At 41.9% G+C, this 20,087-nt stretch carries 16 protein-coding genes and 1 tRNA gene; 4 read left to right on the top strand and 13 right to left on the bottom strand.

The genetic code is table 11. From position 1 onward, the window contains the following. Nucleotides 1-227: 227 nt before the first annotated feature. Nucleotides 228-1,208, top strand: coding sequence for a hypothetical protein (locus H589_RS0100505; protein ID WP_027720213.1), 981 nt, complete (start codon nucleotides 228-230; stop codon nucleotides 1,206-1,208). A 97-nt stretch (nucleotides 1,209-1,305) separates the two neighbouring features. On the opposite strand, the gene H589_RS0100500 is transcribed toward H589_RS0100505, so the two are convergent. The 7 genes from H589_RS0100500 to H589_RS0100470 all read right to left on the bottom strand — a co-directional run bounded on the left by H589_RS0100500 (nucleotide 1,306) and on the right by H589_RS0100470 (nucleotide 10,168). Beyond that, entirely contained in the window at nucleotides 1,306-4,263 is a 2,958-nt protein-coding gene (locus H589_RS0100500; RefSeq protein ID WP_027720212.1) for a chemotaxis protein CheA, read from the bottom strand. 92 nt (nucleotides 4,264-4,355) lie between these two features. After that, the gene (locus H589_RS0100495) at nucleotides 4,356-4,724 is read right to left on the bottom strand and encodes a response regulator (RefSeq protein WP_027720211.1); all 369 of its coding nucleotides are present in this window, start codon (nucleotides 4,722-4,724) and stop codon (nucleotides 4,356-4,358) included. Further along, the gene (locus tag H589_RS0100490) at nucleotides 4,717-5,412 is read right to left on the bottom strand and encodes a chemotaxis protein CheW (protein ID WP_027720210.1); all 696 of its coding nucleotides are present in this window, start codon (nucleotides 5,410-5,412) and stop codon (nucleotides 4,717-4,719) included. The genes H589_RS0100495 and H589_RS0100490 overlap by 8 nt, the downstream gene beginning before the upstream one ends. Further along, complete coding sequence (locus H589_RS0100485; RefSeq protein WP_245576999.1) at nucleotides 5,399-6,220, bottom strand: ParA family protein; 822 nt, start codon at nucleotides 6,218-6,220, stop codon at nucleotides 5,399-5,401. The genes H589_RS0100490 and H589_RS0100485 overlap by 14 nt, the downstream gene beginning before the upstream one ends. A gap of 39 nt (nucleotides 6,221-6,259) precedes the next feature. Continuing rightward, complete coding sequence (locus tag H589_RS0100480) at nucleotides 6,260-7,138, bottom strand: CheR family methyltransferase (protein WP_027720208.1); 879 nt, start codon at nucleotides 7,136-7,138, stop codon at nucleotides 6,260-6,262. Next, entirely contained in the window at nucleotides 7,139-9,067 is a 1,929-nt protein-coding gene (locus H589_RS0100475; RefSeq protein ID WP_027720207.1) for a HEAT repeat domain-containing protein, read from the bottom strand. It lies immediately after the preceding gene. Nucleotides 9,068-9,115: 48 nt separating this feature from the next. Then, complete coding sequence (locus H589_RS0100470; protein WP_027720206.1) at nucleotides 9,116-10,168, bottom strand: protein-glutamate methylesterase/protein-glutamine glutaminase; 1,053 nt, start codon at nucleotides 10,166-10,168, stop codon at nucleotides 9,116-9,118. A 364-nt stretch (nucleotides 10,169-10,532) separates the two neighbouring features. Between H589_RS0100470 and H589_RS0100465 the strand changes: the two genes are divergently transcribed. After that, nucleotides 10,533-10,609 (top strand) — tRNA-Pro (locus tag H589_RS0100465). A 47-nt stretch (nucleotides 10,610-10,656) separates the two neighbouring features. Here the strand turns inward: H589_RS0100465 and H589_RS0100460 are convergent. The 6 genes from H589_RS0100460 to H589_RS0100435 form a co-directional block, all read right to left on the bottom strand. Then, complete coding sequence (locus tag H589_RS0100460) at nucleotides 10,657-11,790, bottom strand: AI-2E family transporter (RefSeq protein WP_027720205.1); 1,134 nt, start codon at nucleotides 11,788-11,790, stop codon at nucleotides 10,657-10,659. A gap of 110 nt (nucleotides 11,791-11,900) precedes the next feature. Beyond that, complete coding sequence (locus tag H589_RS0100455; protein WP_027720204.1) at nucleotides 11,901-12,989, bottom strand: FUSC family protein; 1,089 nt, start codon at nucleotides 12,987-12,989, stop codon at nucleotides 11,901-11,903. Further along, nucleotides 12,979-14,085 carry an FUSC family protein gene (locus tag H589_RS0100450; RefSeq protein WP_027720203.1) on the bottom strand — a complete coding sequence of 369 codons (1,107 nt, stop codon included), beginning with the start codon at nucleotides 14,083-14,085 and terminating at the stop codon, nucleotides 12,979-12,981. Before H589_RS0100450 ends, H589_RS0100455 begins: the two co-directional genes overlap by 11 nt. A 107-nt stretch (nucleotides 14,086-14,192) precedes the next feature. Beyond that, nucleotides 14,193-14,957: an amino acid ABC transporter ATP-binding protein gene (locus tag H589_RS0100445; protein WP_027720202.1), complete on the bottom strand. Its 765-nt coding sequence runs from the start codon at nucleotides 14,955-14,957 to the stop codon at nucleotides 14,193-14,195. Continuing rightward, nucleotides 14,958-15,992, bottom strand: coding sequence for an amino acid ABC transporter permease (locus tag H589_RS0100440; protein ID WP_027720201.1), 1,035 nt, complete (start codon nucleotides 15,990-15,992; stop codon nucleotides 14,958-14,960). Between the two features lie 3 nt (nucleotides 15,993-15,995). Next, nucleotides 15,996-16,787 (bottom strand): amino acid ABC transporter substrate-binding protein, encoded by a 792-nt coding sequence (locus tag H589_RS0100435; protein WP_027720200.1) that lies wholly within the window; start codon nucleotides 16,785-16,787, stop codon nucleotides 15,996-15,998. Nucleotides 16,788-17,127: 340 nt separating this feature from the next. On the opposite strand from H589_RS0100435, the gene H589_RS0100430 reads away from it, so the two are divergent. Continuing rightward, the gene (locus tag H589_RS0100430; protein ID WP_027720199.1) at nucleotides 17,128-17,550 is read left to right on the top strand and encodes an Hsp20/alpha crystallin family protein; all 423 of its coding nucleotides are present in this window, start codon (nucleotides 17,128-17,130) and stop codon (nucleotides 17,548-17,550) included. Nucleotides 17,551-17,570: 20 nt separating this feature from the next. Then, complete coding sequence (locus H589_RS0100425; protein ID WP_027720198.1) at nucleotides 17,571-20,060, top strand: Lon protease family protein; 2,490 nt, start codon at nucleotides 17,571-17,573, stop codon at nucleotides 20,058-20,060. The last annotated feature ends 27 nt before the right edge of the window (nucleotides 20,061-20,087 follow it).

The raw sequence follows: 20,087 nt of genomic DNA, 5'->3' as shown, positions 1-20,087 counted from the left end.
AAAGTGCATACAAAAGAAATGAATATTCCTTATTCATATCAAGCAGAAAGTTCTTTAAATTTTATAATTTAATTTTAAGAACAGATTATGAATCCTAAGTTTAAAGCCCATATAAATATTTTCTGCTAAAACCAGAACGGAGCAAGGTCTTAAATGATCTTTGCACCTTGCTTTTTGCAGAACAAATATTATCTGTACGATGACACTATTTTTAAGGAAAGATAACTATGAACATTCCCATGGAGCCAATGCGGCTCGCAGTCCAGTACACGGGGCAGATGCTCCCCAAAGCTATTGTTGATTTTACAACTCTTGCAGCAATAGGATCTCCTATTCTGGCTCTAATTCTCGAAATTACTGCTAAGACCCGCAAGAAAATATTTTATGACAAACTTGCTCAGCAAATTACAGCATTGTCCCTTATCCTTTATTTTATCTTTATATTTTGTCTTGCTGGAATTGCAACATTCTTTATTGGCAAAATGCCATGGTTAAAAGATTGGTTCATGAATCCACACTCACCTGTGATGATGTTTTACATCACTTTAGGTGTCGCTCTGCTTGGCCTGATCCCGTACAAACTTTCATGGAAAAAACTCAAAAAAAATAAACCGCTCCATGTCCTGCTGGGATTAATCGGTTCTTTGGGAGGAATTTCTTCAATACATGTAGCAACCGTGATAATGCAAAAATTCTTTACTTTGCAAACCAAGACCACTTCGCCGTCAATACCGCAAGTCCCATTTTATACCCACTTTTATAATGTGCCTGGAAATGCAGGATTATGTCTATCTGGAATATACCTCATTATGGCAATTTCATTTGCAGCAACAGCAGGTGGACTTTATCTCGTCCTGCGTCGCAATAAAGATGATTTTGGGCGTGATTACTATAAATTTTCTCTCCCGGTTATTGCCAAGTGGGCTTTGATTCCTACTTTTGCTCAGCTTTTAGCTGTTGTGGGTGTTATTTATTACCTGACAGGATCAAATACTCAGATTCTATATCAAAATATCACAACGGCTTCAGCTCTAGGAACATCACTTGGCCTTGTCATCCTATGCTGTGCCATCTGGATTGTAACCTGTAAGAGTGAAACTCCTATACGTCACAAAATAGGATTAGGATTAGCTCCTTTTTTGATGATTGCAGCGCATGCAACTCTTATGGCTGGTGCAATGAACCTTTTTTTGACCATGCCATTATAACTAGACTTTATTACTGCTAAAAAAGAACACCCCTCTGAGGAAGACTTTCTCCAGAGGGGTGTTCTTTTTTTATGAAATAAAGGTACTAGTACTAACCCTACATAGATCCTTTGACAGTAGCCATACTGTATATCTCATGTGGATCTAGAATTAATACAACACTACCATCACCCATGATAGTTGCTCCAGATACGCCCCTAAGGTCAAAAGCATTCAGGTAATTACCAAGAGGTTTGATAACTATCTCCTGACGCTCCAGAAGCCTGTCAACAACGAGTCCGAGTCTACGCTCATTATCATGCACGATAACAACAGGAAGAACTTCACGGTCTGGATCACTTACAGGTTGGTCAAGCAACTCTGCCAACTCAGCAATACCGAGAACTTCTCCACGCAAAGTAACGGCTTTACGGTTGTTAACCTCAGTCAGCCTTTCTGCTTCAATTTTAGTCGTCTCAGAAACAGCATCCAGAGGAATAGCATAGTTAGCACCATTAATCTGAACCATCAGCGCATCAATAATTGCCAAGGTAAGCGGCAAGGTCAAAGTAAATTTAGACCCTTTGCCAACTTCAGATGAGATTTGAACACTACCTTTCAAATCTTTGATATTGTTACGCACAACATCCATACCTACACCGCGACCTGAAATGTCAGTTACTTTTTCAGCTGAAGAAAACCCCGGTGCAAAAATTAATTCAATAGCTTCACGATCGTCAAGATTTCTAGCTTCATCAGCAGAAATAACACCTTTTTTGACTGCGACAGTACGCATCTTTTCAGGATCAATTCCGCGACCGTCATCTTCGACCTCAATAGCAACAGAGTTCCCTTTATGATAGGCCCGTAGCCATACATGCCCCTGTGGAGGCTTACCATTAGCAATGCGTTCTTCTTCCGGTTCTAGCCCATGGTCGACAGAGTTTCTGATCAAATGAACCAGAGGATCGCCAATTTCCTCGACAACACTCTTATCAAGTTCAGTCTCTTCGCCTTCAGTAATCAGTTCAACTCTCTTTCCACTTTTACGACTAAGGTCACGAACCAATCTTGGAAATCTCGAAAATACTGTCTGAACAGCAACCATTCTCACCTTCATGATCGTATCCTGAAGGTCATCAGAAATTCTAGACAGAGCATATGTTGTTTCAGTTAATTGCTGAGCAACATCCTGTACATCAGACTGCCCATCTTCAAGCCCACGAGCCAGCATGGTATAACGTCCCCGGCTGATAATTAGCTCACCAATAAGGTTCATCAGGTGGTCAAGTTTCTGATGATCAACTCTGATCGTAGACATAGCCTTAGGCTTTGATGTCTTTGCTGCAGGTGGAGCTGCTGCCGTTTTAGCTGCAGCCTTGGCTGCTGGCTCAGGAGCTTTTTTAGGTGCCGGAACTTCTTTTTTAGGCTCAGGTTTCGGTGCTGGCTTAGGCTCAGGTTTCGGTGCTGGCTTAGGCTCAGGTTTCGGCGCTGACTTAGGCTCAGGTTTCGGTGCTGGCTTAGGCTCAGGTTTCGGTGCTGGCTTAGGCTCAGGTTTCGGCGCTGACTTGGCCTCTGGTGCAGATTCTACTTTCGGACTTGAAGCAGCTTCAGGCTCAGAGCTTTCAGTACTACCATCTTCAAGTTCGGCTACAGCAGCAGCAATCATCTCTGAAATAATGCCACATTCCTGACGCAATAAATCCAGCATCAGACCGAAATCCATATCAGAATTGCGAGCCTGATCAACAAGTCCGGCAGTACGCTCAGCATATTCACGCAGGTCATCAAATCCCATGTATCCACCAGAGTTCTGGATAGAAACAAGACTCCTGAATAACGCATCAATGTAATCTTTCTGGCTTGAATCCTCTGCAAGAGTTTTCAGAGCCAGATCAATATTATCAATCTGCTGATTTACAGTCTGCTGAAAAATGGAAATATCTTCCGGATCCATTCCATCTGAAGAATCATCTTGAGACTCATCTTCGACTTCAATACCGGACTCATCTTCAGTTAAATCATCTTCGATATCATTATTATCAAGAGCTACGACCTCACCCTTTTCAACAGCTTCCTGTAAAGGATTAACCAGTTGATCAATATCGAGAGGCTGAACTTCTCCGGTAGATGGAGTAACGTGAGCAATTAACGCCTCTATACCGTCAACGACAGCCAGAAGCAGATCAATCATGGTACGCGTAGCTGCTGCTTCGCCTTTGCGAACTTTATTGAGCAGTGTTTCTGCTTCATGGGTAAGAGAATTCAATTCACGAAAACCGATAATTCCACTGTTACCTTTCAGGTTATGGAAATATCTGAAAATATCATTGATAAGATCATCATTACCATCCGGATCCTGCTCGAGTTCAAGTAGACCATTGGTTAAATTTTCAATAATCTCATGAGCTTCCTCTAGAAAATCAGCAAGATGCCCTTCCCCCACAGTTGTCAGCTTGTAGGGTTCAACACTTTCGTTGACTATAGCGACAAACTGAAATGATTGCTTACGACCAGCTGATTCGGTTGTGTTAGAGTCCTGCACCATTTCAACCTCCAGCAATTCATTTTCGGTTTCTTCATACTCTGCAACCGGTTCAACTTCCGGTTCCAGAAGTAACTCAGGCTCGTCATCTTCGGACTCTTCTTCCACTGCATCAGGAACAAACGTAGGAGGAGTCTCCCCAGCCATAATAGCATCAATTCGCTGAATTGTTATAGAAGTATCTACGACACCTTCATTGCCAAGCTCATCAAGATTATCGATCAACTGCCGCAGTAGGTCCGTGGCAGCAAGGATCACATCCATTATCTCTGATGTAACACCAATCTCGCCTTTGCGGAGTTCATCCAGAATGTTCTCAGCTCTATGCGCAAGACCATTAATTATATTAAGTCCCAGAAATCCCGAAGCACCTTTAAGCGAATGCATCGGTCTGAAAATTTCATTAAGAAGGTCGAGATTCTCGGGATTGTTTTCCAATTCAAGAAGATTTGGTTCAATCGTTTCGAGATGCTCTTTGGCTTCGATAATAAAATCTGCAAAAATTTCAGGATCCATGAAATCCTGGCTCATCTAGAGACCCCTGTATTAAAAGTTCCTCTGCGATCAATCACAGCATCCGATAATTTACTTAATAGCCCGGACAGGCACAAGCAATCAATACATTACCCCAGAAGCATTTTAATATTCTTGACCATTTTTTCAGGCTGTGCAGGTTTAACCATATAAAGGTTTGCACCTAGACTTAACCCAGTCTGAATATCTTTTTCCTGACCTTCAGTTGAAAGGACAATGATAGGAATATCTTTATATGCATCCTGCTCGCGAACGGTCTTAATATAAGTAAATCCGTCCATCCTTGGCATGTTAACATCTGAAATAATCAAGTCTACTTTTTCAAGGCTATACAATTTCTCAAGTCCGTCAAGACCGTCTTCGGCAGTAGTAACCTTGAATCCCTCTTTTTTCATAATGAAGGCAACGAGGTTCCTTACAGTCTTTGAATCGTCCACAATAAGAATATGTTTAGGCATTTCCCTCTCCTTCACTCTTTAAAATTTGTTCAACCAGTCTATCAACGGAGAGAATGCTGACTAATTTTTCCCCGTATTTGTACAGGCCGAGCAGGAAATCAGAGGCTACACCGATCTCAGATTCAACTCCCCAGACCAGCTCTTTTTTTTCAGCACGATACATTGTTCTGACTGCACTAATAGCTAATCCTATCTGGAGTCCTTTATGCTTGCAAACTACTACAAACTTATCTGAGACTCCCTTACCATCATGCAGCAAGTGCCGCAAATCGAGTACAGGGGTAACCCTACCTCTAAGATTAATAATGCCCTGCATATACCTTGGAGCTGCGGGAAGCAAAGTAACAGGTACTTTTCTAACGACTTCCTGTATCACCATAATAGGTAAACCGTATTCCCTATCTCCAACAACAAAACTCACAAGTTGAACTTCATCTTCATCTCTAAGCTTTTCTTCAAAATCAGCAGAGCTGCCTTCGCCAGAGTAATCTTGAGGAGCTGAACCGAAACCAGGCAAAGCAACATCACTTCTCGGATCAACACGCTGAATATTATCAAAGGAAGATTTACCTCCAATACCCATGTATTTATCCATAAAAGCTGCTTCGGCATCAGTATAACCGCTTGCCTGTTTTTCCTCACTGGGAAGGTTAACATTCTCAACGAAATATTCTTCAGGCGTTTTCATTTCTGATAATCTCTCTTGCAAGCTGCATGTATTCTAATGCGCCTCTTGTATTAGGATCTACATCAAAAATAATCCTTCCACTGGCGCAAGCCTCTCTAAATTTCGTATCCATATGTACTATGGTACTAAAAACTTTTTCTCCGAGCTTTCTCCTGATAAGATTCAAAATCTTCCGACAAGCTCCTGCCCTTCCGTCATACATGGTGGGCAAGGCTCTGAATTTAACAGGTTCAGGCAAAACTTTATTTAAAATCTTTATTGTATCGAATAACAACCGAATACCATAAAGAGCTAAAAAATCTGTCTGTATGGGAATCAAAACTATATCAGATGCTACTATGGCATTAACAAGCAAAACTCCCACATGAGGCGGACAGTCTATGATTATATAATCATAATGAGCTTTAACCTCTTCTAAAGCCTTGGAAAGGACCATCCCCTTATTCTTCCTGTCCTTAAAATCAACCTCAAGCTCAGAAAGTCTGATACTGGCCGGAACAAAATCAAATCCGACATCTTCACGTTTCAGAACAATTTTCATCCAGATTGTCTTAAAATCTGTATTTTCAAAGAACAAATCATGTGCTGTCTCAGTTAAGTTTTCTGGGTAATATGACATATGCACCGATGCATTTGCATGTGGATCGAGATCAATAACCAAAACTTTTTTTGAAAGTCTGGAAAGAGCCTCTCCCAATGTAAGTGCTGTAGTAGTCTTGCCTACCCCTCCTTTCTGATTAGCAATAGCATAAACCTTAGCTCGAGAATTATTTTCACTTAACATATCACTATCTTTAATATTTACCATGTCAGTCCGCATATTTAAAATTTTATTTTGCAGACTGCATTATTCCAGCTTCTGGTAAATAATAGCTCCGGGATGGTGCACAGGCTTAAAAGCTCTGGTAATATTATGCAGTGATTCTGAGTGTCCAATAATCAGAAATCCACCCGGGACTAGATTATCATAATAGGCATTGATAACTTTTTTCTTCATTGCCTCATCAAAATAAATGATAACGTTCCTGCAAAAAACTATTTCAGAGCGCTCAACCCTTTTCACCTGCATTCGGTCACTCAGGTTGATCTGTCCAAAGCTGACAAGCTTCTTGATCGCAGGCTTAACTTTATACTGCTTACCATCCTGCTCAAAGTACTTTCTAACAATTTCCTTAGGAGTCGTTCTAAGTGAATACTCGCTGTATACAGCACGTCGTGCAGACGTCAGAACTCTTTCAGAAAGGTCGTTAGCAGTAATTTTAATATCCCAGCTGGAAAGCTCTGCGCCAAGCACATCATGAATAATCATGGCAAGAGTATATGGCTCTTCACCAGTAGAACATCCTGCTGACCATATGCGTAAACGTTTTCTTCTTTTTTTACGCAGTTCGTTCAGCACTTCCGGAAGTACTTTGGTTTGAAAAACCTTAAGCTGAGGAGGGTTGCGGTAAAAACTTGTTTCATTTGTTGTTATAACCTCAAAGAGCTTATTCAGTTCCGACTTCTTACCTGGGTCATACTGTAAATAATAGTAGTATTCGCCAAAATTCTTCAGGTTAAGTTCCTTCAGACGGTTAGAAAGACGGTTTTCAAGCAGGTACTTACGGTTTCCAGCAATAAAAATACCGGCTTGATCATAGATAAAATCTCTTAACTGGGTAAATTCCAGCTCAGATATTTTTAACTCTTTGCGCAGTGATATAGTTTTTGAAAACAGAGAAGACATCTAATCCCCTTCTCCTTGCTCTTCCTGGATTCTTAAAATAGCCTCTTCGGCAGCTTGTACCAGTTCCGGGTTAGCATCACCATTGGAAGCTTCAAGCAAAGCCTGAAAAGCCATGGTTCCGCCAATAGTACCTAGAACTTCAACCACTTTGATTGCTACAAGCTTATTAGGAGAATCCAGCATTGTTATTAATTGTGGAAGCGCACTTTCTTCACGATGTTCGCCAAGAGCCTCCGCAGCACGAATCTGCACCCAGTCATCATCATCCTGAAGAGCCTGAATAATATAAGGAATAACTTCATCTTTATAACAACTGCCCAACAGCTCCACAACGGTTAACCGCACATCACGATTTTCATCATGAAGTCTGGAAATAACTAAAGGTAAACTCTCGGCGTGCGAACCGCAGTCATGGAGGGCTTCAAGGGCAATTTTCCTAACATCAGGCAACTCATCTTCAAGGGCCATTCTTATGTACTCAATATTAGCCTGGGCATCTAGTTTGCCCATTGCAAAAACAGCCATAAGCCGATCTATTGCTTCATCACTTTCAAAAAGATTGACAAATCTCTGATTAATTTCGTCACCGCCAATAGCAACACAGGCATCAAGGGCAGCCTCTTTTACATCATCATAGGGATGATCCAACAAAGCAAATATACCATCAATTGCTTTTAAATCTTTAAGCTTAAGTCCAAGAAAATGGATAGTAGACTTAAGCATGGATCCGTCTTGTTCATTCTTAAGAATATTCTCGAAAAATTCTTTAGCCTCATCTCCAGCAATTTCAAGCAAAGCCTCAAGGATTTCACGTTTTATATTGCGATCTCCACCTTCAAATGCATTCATAAGTGCATCAGAAACATCTTCGCCTTCAAGATGGGATAAAAGCTGAACGGCCAATGATGCCTTCTTCATATTGCCGCAGTTAAGAGCATCAACCATTGAAGAATTAAAGCTTAAATTGGACATATCCTCTATAATATTAGCGAGACGGTCTCTGTCACGGTCATGGTCAAGCTCACAGGCAATATTAAGAACCTCTGCAGTTGCCTTTTCACCACCGACAAAACTTAGGCCGGTAATAGCTGCGTCCTGCACCTCATGGTCTTCATCCTTAAGAGCAATAAGCATATACTCTCTAAGTTTTTCTCGCTCTGAAGCAGAAAGGAGTTTGAGAGACTTTCCACCAAGAATACCAACAATAGCCTTGACTATTTTATTGCGCAAAGCAGTCGGAGATTTATCAAGATGGCGCAAAAGCATAGTAACGGCTTTAATATTTCCGACCTCTCCCAAAGCGTCCACAATCATTGATGCAACAAGATCAGAACTGGAATTCAAAGCCTTAACCAACGCGTCTACTGAGCTGGAGTGCTTAATCTTTGCAAGAGCTTCAATGACTGCATACTGAACCCATTCATCATCAAGCATAGCCTTGTTCAAGCACCGGGCTGCGGCAGGATTTGCAAGATCCCCAAGACTGACAGCAGCCTGATAACGAACATTTACTTCAGGATCTTTAAGTAAAGCATCACATAAAGGCTCAACAGCCATAAAACTGTCCGTAGAACCTAAAATGTCTGTCGCAAAAATACGGATATCAGCGTCATCATCATGCACCAGATCAACCAGTGAAGGAAAATCCTGAGCTCCTACTTCACGCAAAATATCCATAGAAAGATTTCGTGCAGGAGCATCGTCAGAGCGCAACAACGGCACAACAGCTTGTACCACACTTTTACCGCCGATGCTGCGTAATGCGTGATCAGCTGCCTCCTGCAATCCTAAATGATTGGATTTGAGCAAGTCAGCCAGTAACGGTACAGCATCAGCACAACCAAGCTCTCCGGCTTGAAAGGCAGCCTCGCGGACAATCTCATTGTCATCACTTTTAAGTTCTTCAAGAACTTTGGAACAATCCGTCATCGCCAGTTCCCCACTGTTTTACGCTGCAAGATAATTTCAAATTTTCGTCTACAGGTAGAGATTATTTATGATGGCATTAGCCATATCATCAATATCTACAATTTCATCAGCAAGTCCGTCATCTACGATAGCCTTAGGCATTCCATAAACGACACAGGAAGAATCACTCTGAGCGATAGCCCTTCCTCCCTTACTTTTAAGTTCCCTGATGCCATCACGCCCATCATTGCCCATTCCAGTCAAGATGACTCCTAAAGCACGACGGCCAACAGCATCGGCCACAGACGAAACTAAAACATTTGCTGAAGGTTTATAAAGGGCTTCTTTAGGGTTCGGTGTCACGATAAGATCAATTCTGCTTACCTTTTGATCAAGAATCAGATGCGATCCACCTGGAGCAATAAATACATGTCCAGGCAACAATCTGTCACCTGTCTCTGCCTCTTTAACATTTAGCTGACTTACACCATTCAGCCTGTTAGCAAACGGTCCGGTAAAAGCCTTAGGCATATGCTGAGCAATAACAATTCCAGCAGGAAAATCTTTAGGAAGCGAAGATAAAATCTTCTGAACAGCAGGAGGTCCGCCGGTCGATACGCCTATAACCACAATATCACGCTTTGCACGTCCACGAGGAGTTCTTAAAGATACAGCCTGACGACGAGCGGCTGATGCCGAAGGCCTCACTCTAGGAACAGGACGCATCTTGCGGTTAGCAATAGTTTTAACCTTGGAAATAAGGTCTCGCTCAATTTTTACTATATCCAGAGAAACTTTAGACAGCTGCTTAGGAATAAAGTCTACTGCCCCAAGGTCCATGGCCTTAAGCGTTGATTCTGCTCCTTCAGTTGTCAAAGAACTTACCATCAGGACAGGTCGCGGCATTTCCATCATTATATGCCGTAATGCGGTCAATCCGTCCATCTTCGGCATTTCAATATCAAGAGTTACGACATCAGGATTATGCTTCCTGATAACCCTTAATCCTTCCTCGCCGTCGCGCGCAGTAGCCACCACCTTAATACCGGGATCTTTTTCCAGCATCGTACTGATGGCTTTACGCATAAAAGCAGAATCATCTACAACTACGACATTTATCACTAACCAGATCTCCTTTCCCTTGGCTCATACGTCTATAAAAGCATCTAACAACTTGTATATAAAAGTTTTTCTAATTTTTTTTCAAAACCAAAAACAATCACCGAAAATATACTCTGAATCATAACTGTAGATAAAACTTCGCACATATGTGAGTTTTTGTCCAACAAACTCCTCGAATTTCACAAAAAATCGTATTAGAAATTTATTTAAATTTTTTTTTAAAAAATGAACAAATATCATAAAACACAGAAACCATATCTGCAAGAACATAAAAAAAATATTGTTCATCTTTTTGAAATTATTTTTTTAGTTCATTTTTTTCTTGCCATTACAATAATCATTAGATAATTACCCTCCCACATGACGGGATGTGGCTCAGCCTGGTAGAGCGCTGCGTTCGGGACGCAGAGACCGCAGGTTCAAATCCTGCTATCCCGACCAGATATTTTAAGGGGTTACGGTTAAAACTGTAACCCCTTTTTGCTTTTTCAAGCACTGTCACTGGTCTCCACAACTTCTCCCACTTCACCCGGATTTATCATATACTGTCTGTAGAGAGCTAAAGCCATACAGCTTAGTGGTAATGCCATAACCAATCCAAGAAATCCAAGTAGTTTGCCCCAAATAGATAAAGACAAAAGAATCATCCATGGTGACAGCCCTAGACTCTCACCTTGCAGTCTTGGAACCAGAACTGCGTCCTGAATGATCTGCACAACAGCGAAAACAATTCCGACTCCTCCAAGCGCATACAACATATTACCACCCGTTGCCAAAGCACTGATGCCTGCCAACAGAAATGCTGGAATCAGTCCGGCTATCTGTAAATATGGAACCATATTAAGCAACCCTATAAGCATGCCCAACATAATAGCCAGAGGTAATTGAATAATCAGAAATCCAGTAGAAAAAAGACAACCTATAATAAGTGCAATTAAGGCCTGAGTGCGAAAATACCGATTAGTTACATTTGTAAACTCATCAACCAGAGAACTTAACTGTACCCGATATTTAGCTGGTATCTGTTTCCTCCAGTTGGCTAATTTATCATAGTCAGCAAGAATAAATACCAGATATAGAATAATAACAAATATTCCGGCTAAAGCGGCAAGAGTCTGAGCTGATCCGCTGACAAGATTCCATATTCCCGGCAGAGCTTTTTGAGCTGATACCTGCAGCAGGTGTGTCAATCCAGATTCACTTAAAAAAGAGCGTACATCATCCTGCTTGGCAAGCTCCAGTACTGTATGCCAGATATCTTCAGGAATATAGTCAGCCGCCCTATGAGCAACAGTAGAATCATTGACAAGTTTAGCCAATAACAATCCGGTATGCTTAAGCTCGGAACCTATCATACGTATGGCCAACCAGAATAATTTGACTGCTGGAATCAGCAGCACAAGCAATGTTAAAATAACTGCGGCCGTGCGATTTTTAATAAATTTTCCTGTAAAATTAACCAGTGGGTTGAGCAGGTAAGCCAAAGCAAGTGCAACGGCAAACGGTGCAAGCACATCACTAAGCGTTCTCAAGAGCAGAACACTTATCCAAATGAATCCAGCTCCAAGCACCAATCGCACCACGCGATCAAAAGTATATGGAGTGCTTTCATCAAGCATCATGTTCCTTCCTTTTAGCTGAAAATTTATACAGAAAACAAGACAACTCAATCAGTAGCATAGCCTAATTCATTGAATATCATATTTACATAAAATTTTAAAAGCATATAAATCTATTCCCGTCCATAACGAAGCTCATGCATACGACGGCCGGCACGGGCAATTTCTCCTCCAAGAGCACGGATGTTCCATATAAACGCCGAAATATTGTTACGACGTTCCATGGGAACAGCTTCAAAGTCACCCCGCACACGAGCATCGCCAACCGCTGACATAAAATTAGCAATAGCCAGATCAAAATCTGGCTCAGGTGGACATTCCTCAGGGGTTAAAGCATAGCACTCAAGCCATGCATAATAATCAGCTGCATCTGCTAAAATATTTTTCATTCCATCAGTGATAGAAGGAAGAGGTCCTCCATAACCTCTACGAATAATCGTAGACATAGTCATAAGCAGACTATGCATACGGCTAAAGGTTCTATGAAGCCGTGTCAAAGAATCGCGCTGCCACCCTTGCAATCCCGGCTCAGCCGCTGCCTCACGAAAAGACTCAGAACATGTATCCAGCATCTGTGATGCCTTAATACGACTCTTTACAAGTTCAGGTTCACTTACCCCGCCATATAAATATGATTCAGCAAGTTTTTTAAAATGAACACTTTGTAATTCTAACAGCATAGCCATTTTTTTACGCAAATTCTTGCGAGCCAGATTAGGCCACACTCCAAATGACGCAGCAATTCCAATTGCCACTCCAAGCAAGGTATCGAGTATACGTTCTACACCGAATTGCCAGCCATCAGTAAAAAGTATGCCCAGCAATAAAATTACACCAAGGGTCAGGCAACACGAAAAAGCAGTGTAGTTAAACACCCTCAATAAAATCATAAGAAAAAAAGATAGCGCTATCAGCCCGTACAGCACTCCCGCTCCAGGATCTAAAAACAGAATGCATACTCCAAGCGCTGCACCTAGAACAGTTCCCCATAACCGTTTCCAACCGATTCTCAATGTCCCTCCAACTGAAGGACGCATAATGACTATTACACTGATCGGAAGCCAGACAGCATGGCGTAGACCAAGGAACCTTGCTGCGACAATCGCAAAAGTTATTGCTGCAGCAGCTTTAAAAGCATGTCTGAACGATACTGAATTCCAACGAAATTCTTTTTTGATGGTGCTTAGAACATCAGCGAACACTGCAAGCACCTCCGGAACAGCAAAGTTTATTCATTTCTGCAAACTCAAGACTTAGATTACGTAAGCCATAAATAGCTCCCCAGGCTTCGAGAAACTCATCTCGCAACCCATCATCACGCTTATAGGCTCCAAGACGCAGTAATCTTGATTCTAAATCCGCAATTCCGTCATCTATTTCCTTCAGATTTACATCGCCTTTTCCTGTAGAAAGTTTTGCAGCAAGAACATCAAATGCAACTGAGCTTTTACCAGCAATATCACTGAATATAAAACGCATGTCAGAAAAAACAGCACTATGATCCGCAAACTGGCGGCTATTTGAAAGTCCGACAACTGCTTCAATCATACGGACAAGGAGAGCATACAAAGCTGACGGTCCCTCATAGCTACCAAGATCTTTAACAGGATCAACATTCATAGCTTCCATAAATCCCCTGTACCGTCTGACAGACTCAACTGTACGCTCATGAATCTCAGCCAACTGTTGCAAATCTTTATGACTCCCGCCGGATGACGCCACAGCACGAAAATAATCACCTATATCCGTTAGTGCGACAGAACCGGCACGATTCAAAATTTTTTCAGGTCTCAGAGGCCACAAATGGAAAATAAAAATATATACAACCGATGCTCCAAAAAAAATCGCTCCAGACCTTTGCAATCCTGCTATAAAAGTATCCGGTGAAGTCAATGCCAGTAAATTAACGATAAGTGTTCCTAACCCGACAGTACCTGCAGCCACTCCCAGAACTGGAGCGAAGAAAACACCAAAGGCTAATAAGAAAAGATAAATCTCAAGTGCAAATGTATAATTGCCAATAAAGGTTGAAACAGGAACCAAACAGATAAGAAGTAATCCAAGAATAACCGCTACAATCTTGCGCTTTGCAAGCGTACTCCCAGCTCTGAAAAGCACAAGCGCAACAGAACCATAACCGCACCACTGCATGTGCTTACCACTCATGCCCATTAAATAGGCCAGCCCAAGAGATACTGCGCATGCTGCAATAGATTTCAACGCGTACTTAGTAATAAACAAGCCAGGGTCAATCGGCCTGATAAAAATTCTATAAAATTCAGATATTATTTTATGCATTAGACACTACATTAGATTAGTGATGAAGAAACTTCAAGATTTCAACACAAAAGAAAAGGCACCCATGATTTCTCACGGATGCCTCGTATAGTTCAGTAAGATATCACTTACAGTAACTTATCCATGAATTCTTTAATACGGGGATGCTGAGTGTCAGCGGAAAAGAACTCAGCAGGAGTTCCTTTCGCAATAAAATCACCTGATTCCATAAAAATTACAGTATCAGCAACTTCACGGGCAAACCCCATATTATGAGTTACGATAACCATGGTCATACCGTCATCGGCAAGTGACCGAATAGTATCAAAAACTTCTCCGACAAGTTCAGGGTCCAGAGCCGATGTAGGTTCATCAAAGAGCATCATCTTAGGCTTCATTGCCAAAGCTCTGGCAATGGCAACACGCTGCTTCTGGCCACCGGACAATGTTACCGGAAAAACAGTCGATCGATCTGAAAGTCCTACTTTTTCAAGCATCTGAAGCGCTGTTTCGCGGGCTTCAGCTTTGCTCTTCTTCAACACAGTGACCTGCCCTTCCATAACATTCTGTAGAACTGTCATATGCGGGAAGAGGTTAAATTGCTGAAAAACCATGCCTATTTCAGAGCGTAAAGCGCAAAGGTTCTTCTGGGAATCCAGTACAGGATTACCATCAGTATATGTATAACCACAGAGTTCACCCTCGAAAAAGAGCTCACCGGAATCAATGGTTTCCAAAAAATTCATAGTACGCAGCAAAGTTGACTTCCCAGAACCACTGGGACCAACAATTACGACTTTCTCGCCTCGTGCAATTTTGAGATCAATATGATTAACCGCTACGAGCTTTCCGAAAGTCTTGACGACCTGTTTTAATTCTAAAATGGTTTCCATTTAGCGCCTTTCATATACTCCGACCTTATATTCAATCTTCTCAAAGAAGAAAGTGAACATAGTCGTAAAAATAAGATAAATAACTGCTGCAAAAACAAGCACGGTCACGTTGAAATATGCGTTGAACATTTGATCTGCTGCACGCATAAGTTCAACCATGGCAATAGTTGAAACAAGTGCAGTATCTTTAATGAGCGCAATAAATTCATTGGCAAATGGCGGAATAATACGCTTGTAAGTCTGTGGAATAATGACTCTGCGCATAGTCTGTGAATATGTCATACCCAATGCTTTTGCAGCTTCGGTCTGCCCGTCTTCAATAGACAAAATTCCAGCTCTGATGATTTCAGCCAGATAGGCTGAGTAATTTATACCTAAACCGATGAGCGCAGCAGCCAGAGGAGACAGAGTAATACCCAATGCCGGCAGTCCATAATAGATAAAAAACAACTGCAGCAAAAGAGGGGTTCCCCGAAAAAACCAGATAATGAACCAGCTGATTCCCGAAAAAGGTTGTGTTTTACCGATTCTGCCCAGTGCAATAAAAAGCCCACCGATAGGCGAAACTATCATGGTTACAAAAACCAGCAGCAGGGTCATGGATGCACCCTTCAGCAGAGATGGTAAAAAGCGGATACAGTCATCAAGGACCTTACGCCACTCGGGTTTACTTTCTCTGTCCACGGATGCGATGAAATTTTGTGCCTCAGCATTATCAGGATATACCGCAATGATCTGCTCAGCGAACTGACGCGCTTTGCCCATGTCTTTCATGGAGAAACTTATACGTGCAAGCTGCATGCGGGAATAAACAAATTCCCCGTCATCCCCTTCGGGACCGGGAGTTGGAATCTGCTCGAACAAAGACTGAGCCTGATCAATCTTTCCAGTAGCAAGGGCATCTCCGGCCTGCTTCAAGATTACATCAGACTTTTCTCCAGCATGTGATGCTACCGGAAAAATAAGAAGGACAAACAGCAGAAAGAGCGAGGCAACTGCCCCGCTCTTTCCGAGTTTATTTAATATACTAGTCATACCTTACCATTTAGCTGGGTTAGTGACATCTTCACCGAACCACTTACGGGAGATTTTACCCATTGTGCCGTCAGCGATCATTTCATCGATGGTCTTCTGAACTTTAGCAAGCAAAGATTTATCGTTCTGGCGGAAAGCAACACCGAAAGGTTCAGTGGTTATGTAACCGGGCAGAGCAAGATACTTGCCTGGACGTGCAGACATGAAATAGCGGCCGGAAATATTATCAATTACAACTGCGGAAAGACGACCGGACTCAAGGTCAAGAAAAGCCTTGGGGTTGGTGTCATATTCGCGAACTTCTTTTGCAGCAGGCTTAAGCTCTTTAGCAGCTTCAAGAGCAGGTGATCCTTTCTGAACACCTACAACTTTTCCGCCGAGATCTTTGTGGGACTTGATTTCTTTGTTACCCATGGCAACAACAGCAATCTGTCCATCCATAATATAAGGCTTGCTGAACAGAACTTCTTTCTGACGCTCAGGAGTTATGGTCATACCGTTCCAGATACAATCAAACTTATCGGAATTAAGAGAGTGGATGACACCATCCCATGCAGTAGGTACCCAGACAATTTTGATACCAAGACGTTTTCCAACTTCTTCAGCAGCATCAACATCAAAACCTACGAGAGTTCCGTCATCTTTACGAAAACCCATTGGAGGGAAAGCATCATCAAGCCCGATTCTGAGCTGTCCTGCTTTTTCAATTTTATTCCATGAACCATCATCTGCCATAGCTGATGTTGCAAATGCCAGCATCATTGCAACCATGAGAACTAATAATACCCTTTTCATGTGTCACTCCTCAAAAAATTGATAAATAGACTTGTCATGTTTTGCGCCCTCTAAAAAGAAACACTTACATGATGCCATGCAAAAACCTGAAGCGTTGATCCAAATAGCTTATGAATCGCCAAGTTGCAAGACTCTAACAGTACCAAAACAAAACTTAAAAGATCTTTTTTGCAAATTTGTGAGGATTTTTAATTATTAAGCATAAATTAGACTTAAATATTTCGGTTATTATCAATACAAATACACATCTTTTTTAATGCAAAGCGGTTGCTAATGTTTTTCACCATGTGATAACTTGTACTTAATTCATATTCCCATCTGTTTTAAAAGGAGACTGAAAATGCCTAACCTAACATCATGGGGAAGCCGGGAACTTGAAAAATTAAAAATTGATATGGACAGGCTTTTTAACAGCCTTTGCCATGATTACGGCATCCCTTCTGTATGCGGAATCATAGATTGTAAACCCAAAACAAATATGCAGGAGATTGAACAGTCACTGGAAGTGTCAACAACTATGCCCGGATTTCAAGCTGAAGACCTCGAAGTCTCAGTTGCAGAAACCAGTATGACAATTTCTGGAGAAAAAAATGTAACCTTTGAAGGAGGTAGAAGAACTAGTCACTTCAAAGAAACAATCCCTCTTCCCTGCCGGGTTGACCCTGAAAATGTGAAAGCAACATTTAAAGACGGTGTGCTCAAAATAATCCTATTCAAATGCGTCATCAAGCCAGAAACAATTATTTCAATCAATGCTGAATAATCCGTGGACCGGAGACTGCCATGACTACACTTCTGAAAGAAAAAGAACTGCCTATAGAAAAACTCAGATGGACTCTTGACCCTGAAGAACTCCCTTTTACTACAACTGACGATTTGACACCGGAGAACGAGATTATCGGTCAGTGTCGAGGAGTTGAAGCATTCCGTTTCGGAATGGGTATGCCTCTCAAAGGGTATAATATATTTGTAACGGGACCGGCAGGAACAGGTAAACAGGCCACAGTAAAAAAAATGCTCAAGGACCTATCCAAGTCTGACAATACCCCTGATGACCTTCTTTACGTAAATAATTTCAAATCAAGTGAATCCCCCATTCTGATCCACATGCCTGCAGGCGAAGGGGTTATTTTTAAAAAAGACATTCACGATTTTTTAGAAGGTATCAAACGAGAGATCCCTCAACTTTTTGAAAGTCAGGAGTATATAGCACGAAAGAATGAAATTATTGAAATGCATGAAAAGCAGACACGTGATTTCTTTCAAGGCATTGAAGATAAAGTTAAAGACTCAGGTCTGGTAATCGTCAATATGCAGATGGGACATTTTCAACGCCCGGATGTTGTGCCGCTGGTTGATGGAGAACCTATCCGCTTAATCCAGCTTGAAGAAAAAGTGGAAAAAGGACGCTTCCCACGTGAAGAATTTGAAAGACTGAAAAAAAAACAAAAAGAACTTAAAGAAGAAGTCGATACCATCCTCGCACAAGTTCGTAAGCTTCAAAAGGAAGTAAAGAAAAAGAGTGATGACGTGGACAAACTTATGTTTATTACCCTTGCACAGGAATTAATTAATCCCTTGCAGGAGAAATATACCTATAAAAAAATAGTCAAATACTTCGAAGCAATGCTCGAAAATATGTCGGACAACCTTGATTCATTGCGCATGATAGGAAGGAAGCCTCAACCGGGTGAAGGTGGTATGATGTTCATGCCCCCACAAGCAGATGCTATCCTCCACCCATATCAGGTAAATTTGCTGGTGGATAACTCTGAACAGTCAGGGCCTCCAGTTCACTTTGAGGCTTACCCGACATATCGCAACCTGTTTGGCTCTATTGAGAGAGTAATGGACCGACACGGGGGCTGGCGCACCGACTTCACCAAAATTAAAGCGGGATCATTTATCAAAGCGAACGGCGGATATCTGGTTATCAACCTTCTTGATGCTATTGTAGAGCCCGGAGTATGGTCCACACTTAAACGATCCCTTAAGACCGAAAAAATAGAAATTGAGACCTTTGATCCTTATTATTTCATTTCAGCAACGGGACTCAAACCTGAGCCTATTGAAATGCAAGTGAAAGTTGTTGTTTTAGGAGATCCTCGACTTTATCAACTTCTACGTCATTATGACCCCGACGTTCCAAGAATCTTTAAAGTCCGTGCAGACTTTGAAACTTCAATGGATCTGAATTTGGAAGCCATCACAGCAGTATCCAATTTCATCAGCAGAATCGTAAAAAAAGAAAAACTCATGCCCTTTCACCGTTCCGGTGTCGCAGCAATAGTTGAACAGGCCGTTCGTATGTCAGGGCGTCAGGAAAAAATATCTACAGCATTTCCTCATATTGCAGATCTGCTTGGTGAAGCAAGCTACTTCGCTGGGCGGAACGGTTCAGGCAGCGTAGAAGAGAAACACGTTGATGAAGCTATCAACGCACATATCAAACGCTCAAACCAAGTCGAAGAACGTTTGCAGGAAATGATAGATAGAGGATCTTTGTACGTTGATACTGATGGAGCAGTTACCGGACAGGTTAACGGGCTTGCTGTATACTCTCTCGGAGATTACTCTTTTGGCAAGCCCTCTCGTATAACTGCAGTAACGGCAATGGGAAAAGGCGGAATTATCAACATTGAGCGTGAAGCAGACATGTCCGGGCCAACACATAACAAGGGAATATTTATCCTGTCCGGATTCCTGCGTAACCTTTTTGCACAGGAAAAACCACTTTCATTAACTGCAAGTATTGCATTCGAGCAGTCCTATGGTGGAATTGACGGAGACTCGGCTTCATCTACTGAATTGTACGCCCTGCTTTCAAGTCTTGCGGACGTACCTATCAGACAGGATATTGCCGTAACAGGTTCAGTTAATCAGAAAGGAGAGGTCCAGCCTATAGGTGGTGTTAACCAAAAAATTGAAGGTTTTTATCTCTGCTGCAAGCACGCCGGACTGACCGGAAAACAAGGAGTAATGATCCCTGAACCGAACGTAAAAGATCTCATGCTGCACAAAGATGTTATTGAGGCAGTACAAGAGGGTAAATTCCATATCTGGTCAGTTGAAAACATCTCACAAGGTATCGAAATACTGACCGGTATTGACGCAGGAATTAAAAATTCCGAAGGCAGATACCCTGAAGATTCAATATATGGCAAAGTGGATGCCAGACTGGTAAACCTTGCTGAAGGACTTAAAAGCTTCAGCAATGACGATGAAGAAAAAGACGAAAAGAAAAAGTCCGGGGGCAGTTGCTGCTCAAAATAACATTACTCAGGCAGGACCTGAGTATCT

Origin of the sequence: Maridesulfovibrio zosterae DSM 11974, assembly GCF_000425265.1 — a bacterium.
Classification (GTDB): domain Bacteria; phylum Desulfobacterota; class Desulfovibrionia; order Desulfovibrionales; family Desulfovibrionaceae; genus Maridesulfovibrio; species Maridesulfovibrio zosterae.
This window is presented reverse-complemented; position numbering and strand designations above follow the sequence as displayed.

Coding starts and splice junctions, on each gene's coding strand:
- H589_RS0100505 (WP_027720213.1), top strand. CDS start 228: ATGAACATTCCCATGGAGCCAATGCGGCTCGCAGTCCAGTACACGGGG.
- H589_RS0100500 (WP_027720212.1), bottom strand. CDS start 4,263: ATGAGCCAGGATTTCATGGATCCTGAAATTTTTGCAGATTTTATTATC.
- H589_RS0100495 (WP_027720211.1), bottom strand. CDS start 4,724: ATGCCTAAACATATTCTTATTGTGGACGATTCAAAGACTGTAAGGAAC.
- H589_RS0100490 (WP_027720210.1), bottom strand. CDS start 5,412: ATGAAAACGCCTGAAGAATATTTCGTTGAGAATGTTAACCTTCCCAGT.
- H589_RS0100485 (WP_245576999.1), bottom strand. CDS start 6,220: ATGGTAAATATTAAAGATAGTGATATGTTAAGTGAAAATAATTCTCGA.
- H589_RS0100480 (WP_027720208.1), bottom strand. CDS start 7,138: ATGTCTTCTCTGTTTTCAAAAACTATATCACTGCGCAAAGAGTTAAAA.
- H589_RS0100475 (WP_027720207.1), bottom strand. CDS start 9,067: ATGACGGATTGTTCCAAAGTTCTTGAAGAACTTAAAAGTGATGACAAT.
- H589_RS0100460 (WP_027720205.1), bottom strand. CDS start 11,790: ATGATGCTTGATGAAAGCACTCCATATACTTTTGATCGCGTGGTGCGA.
- H589_RS0100450 (WP_027720203.1), bottom strand. CDS start 14,085: ATGCATAAAATAATATCTGAATTTTATAGAATTTTTATCAGGCCGATT.
- H589_RS0100445 (WP_027720202.1), bottom strand. CDS start 14,957: ATGGAAACCATTTTAGAATTAAAACAGGTCGTCAAGACTTTCGGAAAG.
- H589_RS0100440 (WP_027720201.1), bottom strand. CDS start 15,992: ATGACTAGTATATTAAATAAACTCGGAAAGAGCGGGGCAGTTGCCTCG.
- H589_RS0100435 (WP_027720200.1), bottom strand. CDS start 16,787: ATGAAAAGGGTATTATTAGTTCTCATGGTTGCAATGATGCTGGCATTT.
- H589_RS0100430 (WP_027720199.1), top strand. CDS start 17,128: ATGCCTAACCTAACATCATGGGGAAGCCGGGAACTTGAAAAATTAAAA.
- H589_RS0100425 (WP_027720198.1), top strand. CDS start 17,571: ATGACTACACTTCTGAAAGAAAAAGAACTGCCTATAGAAAAACTCAGA.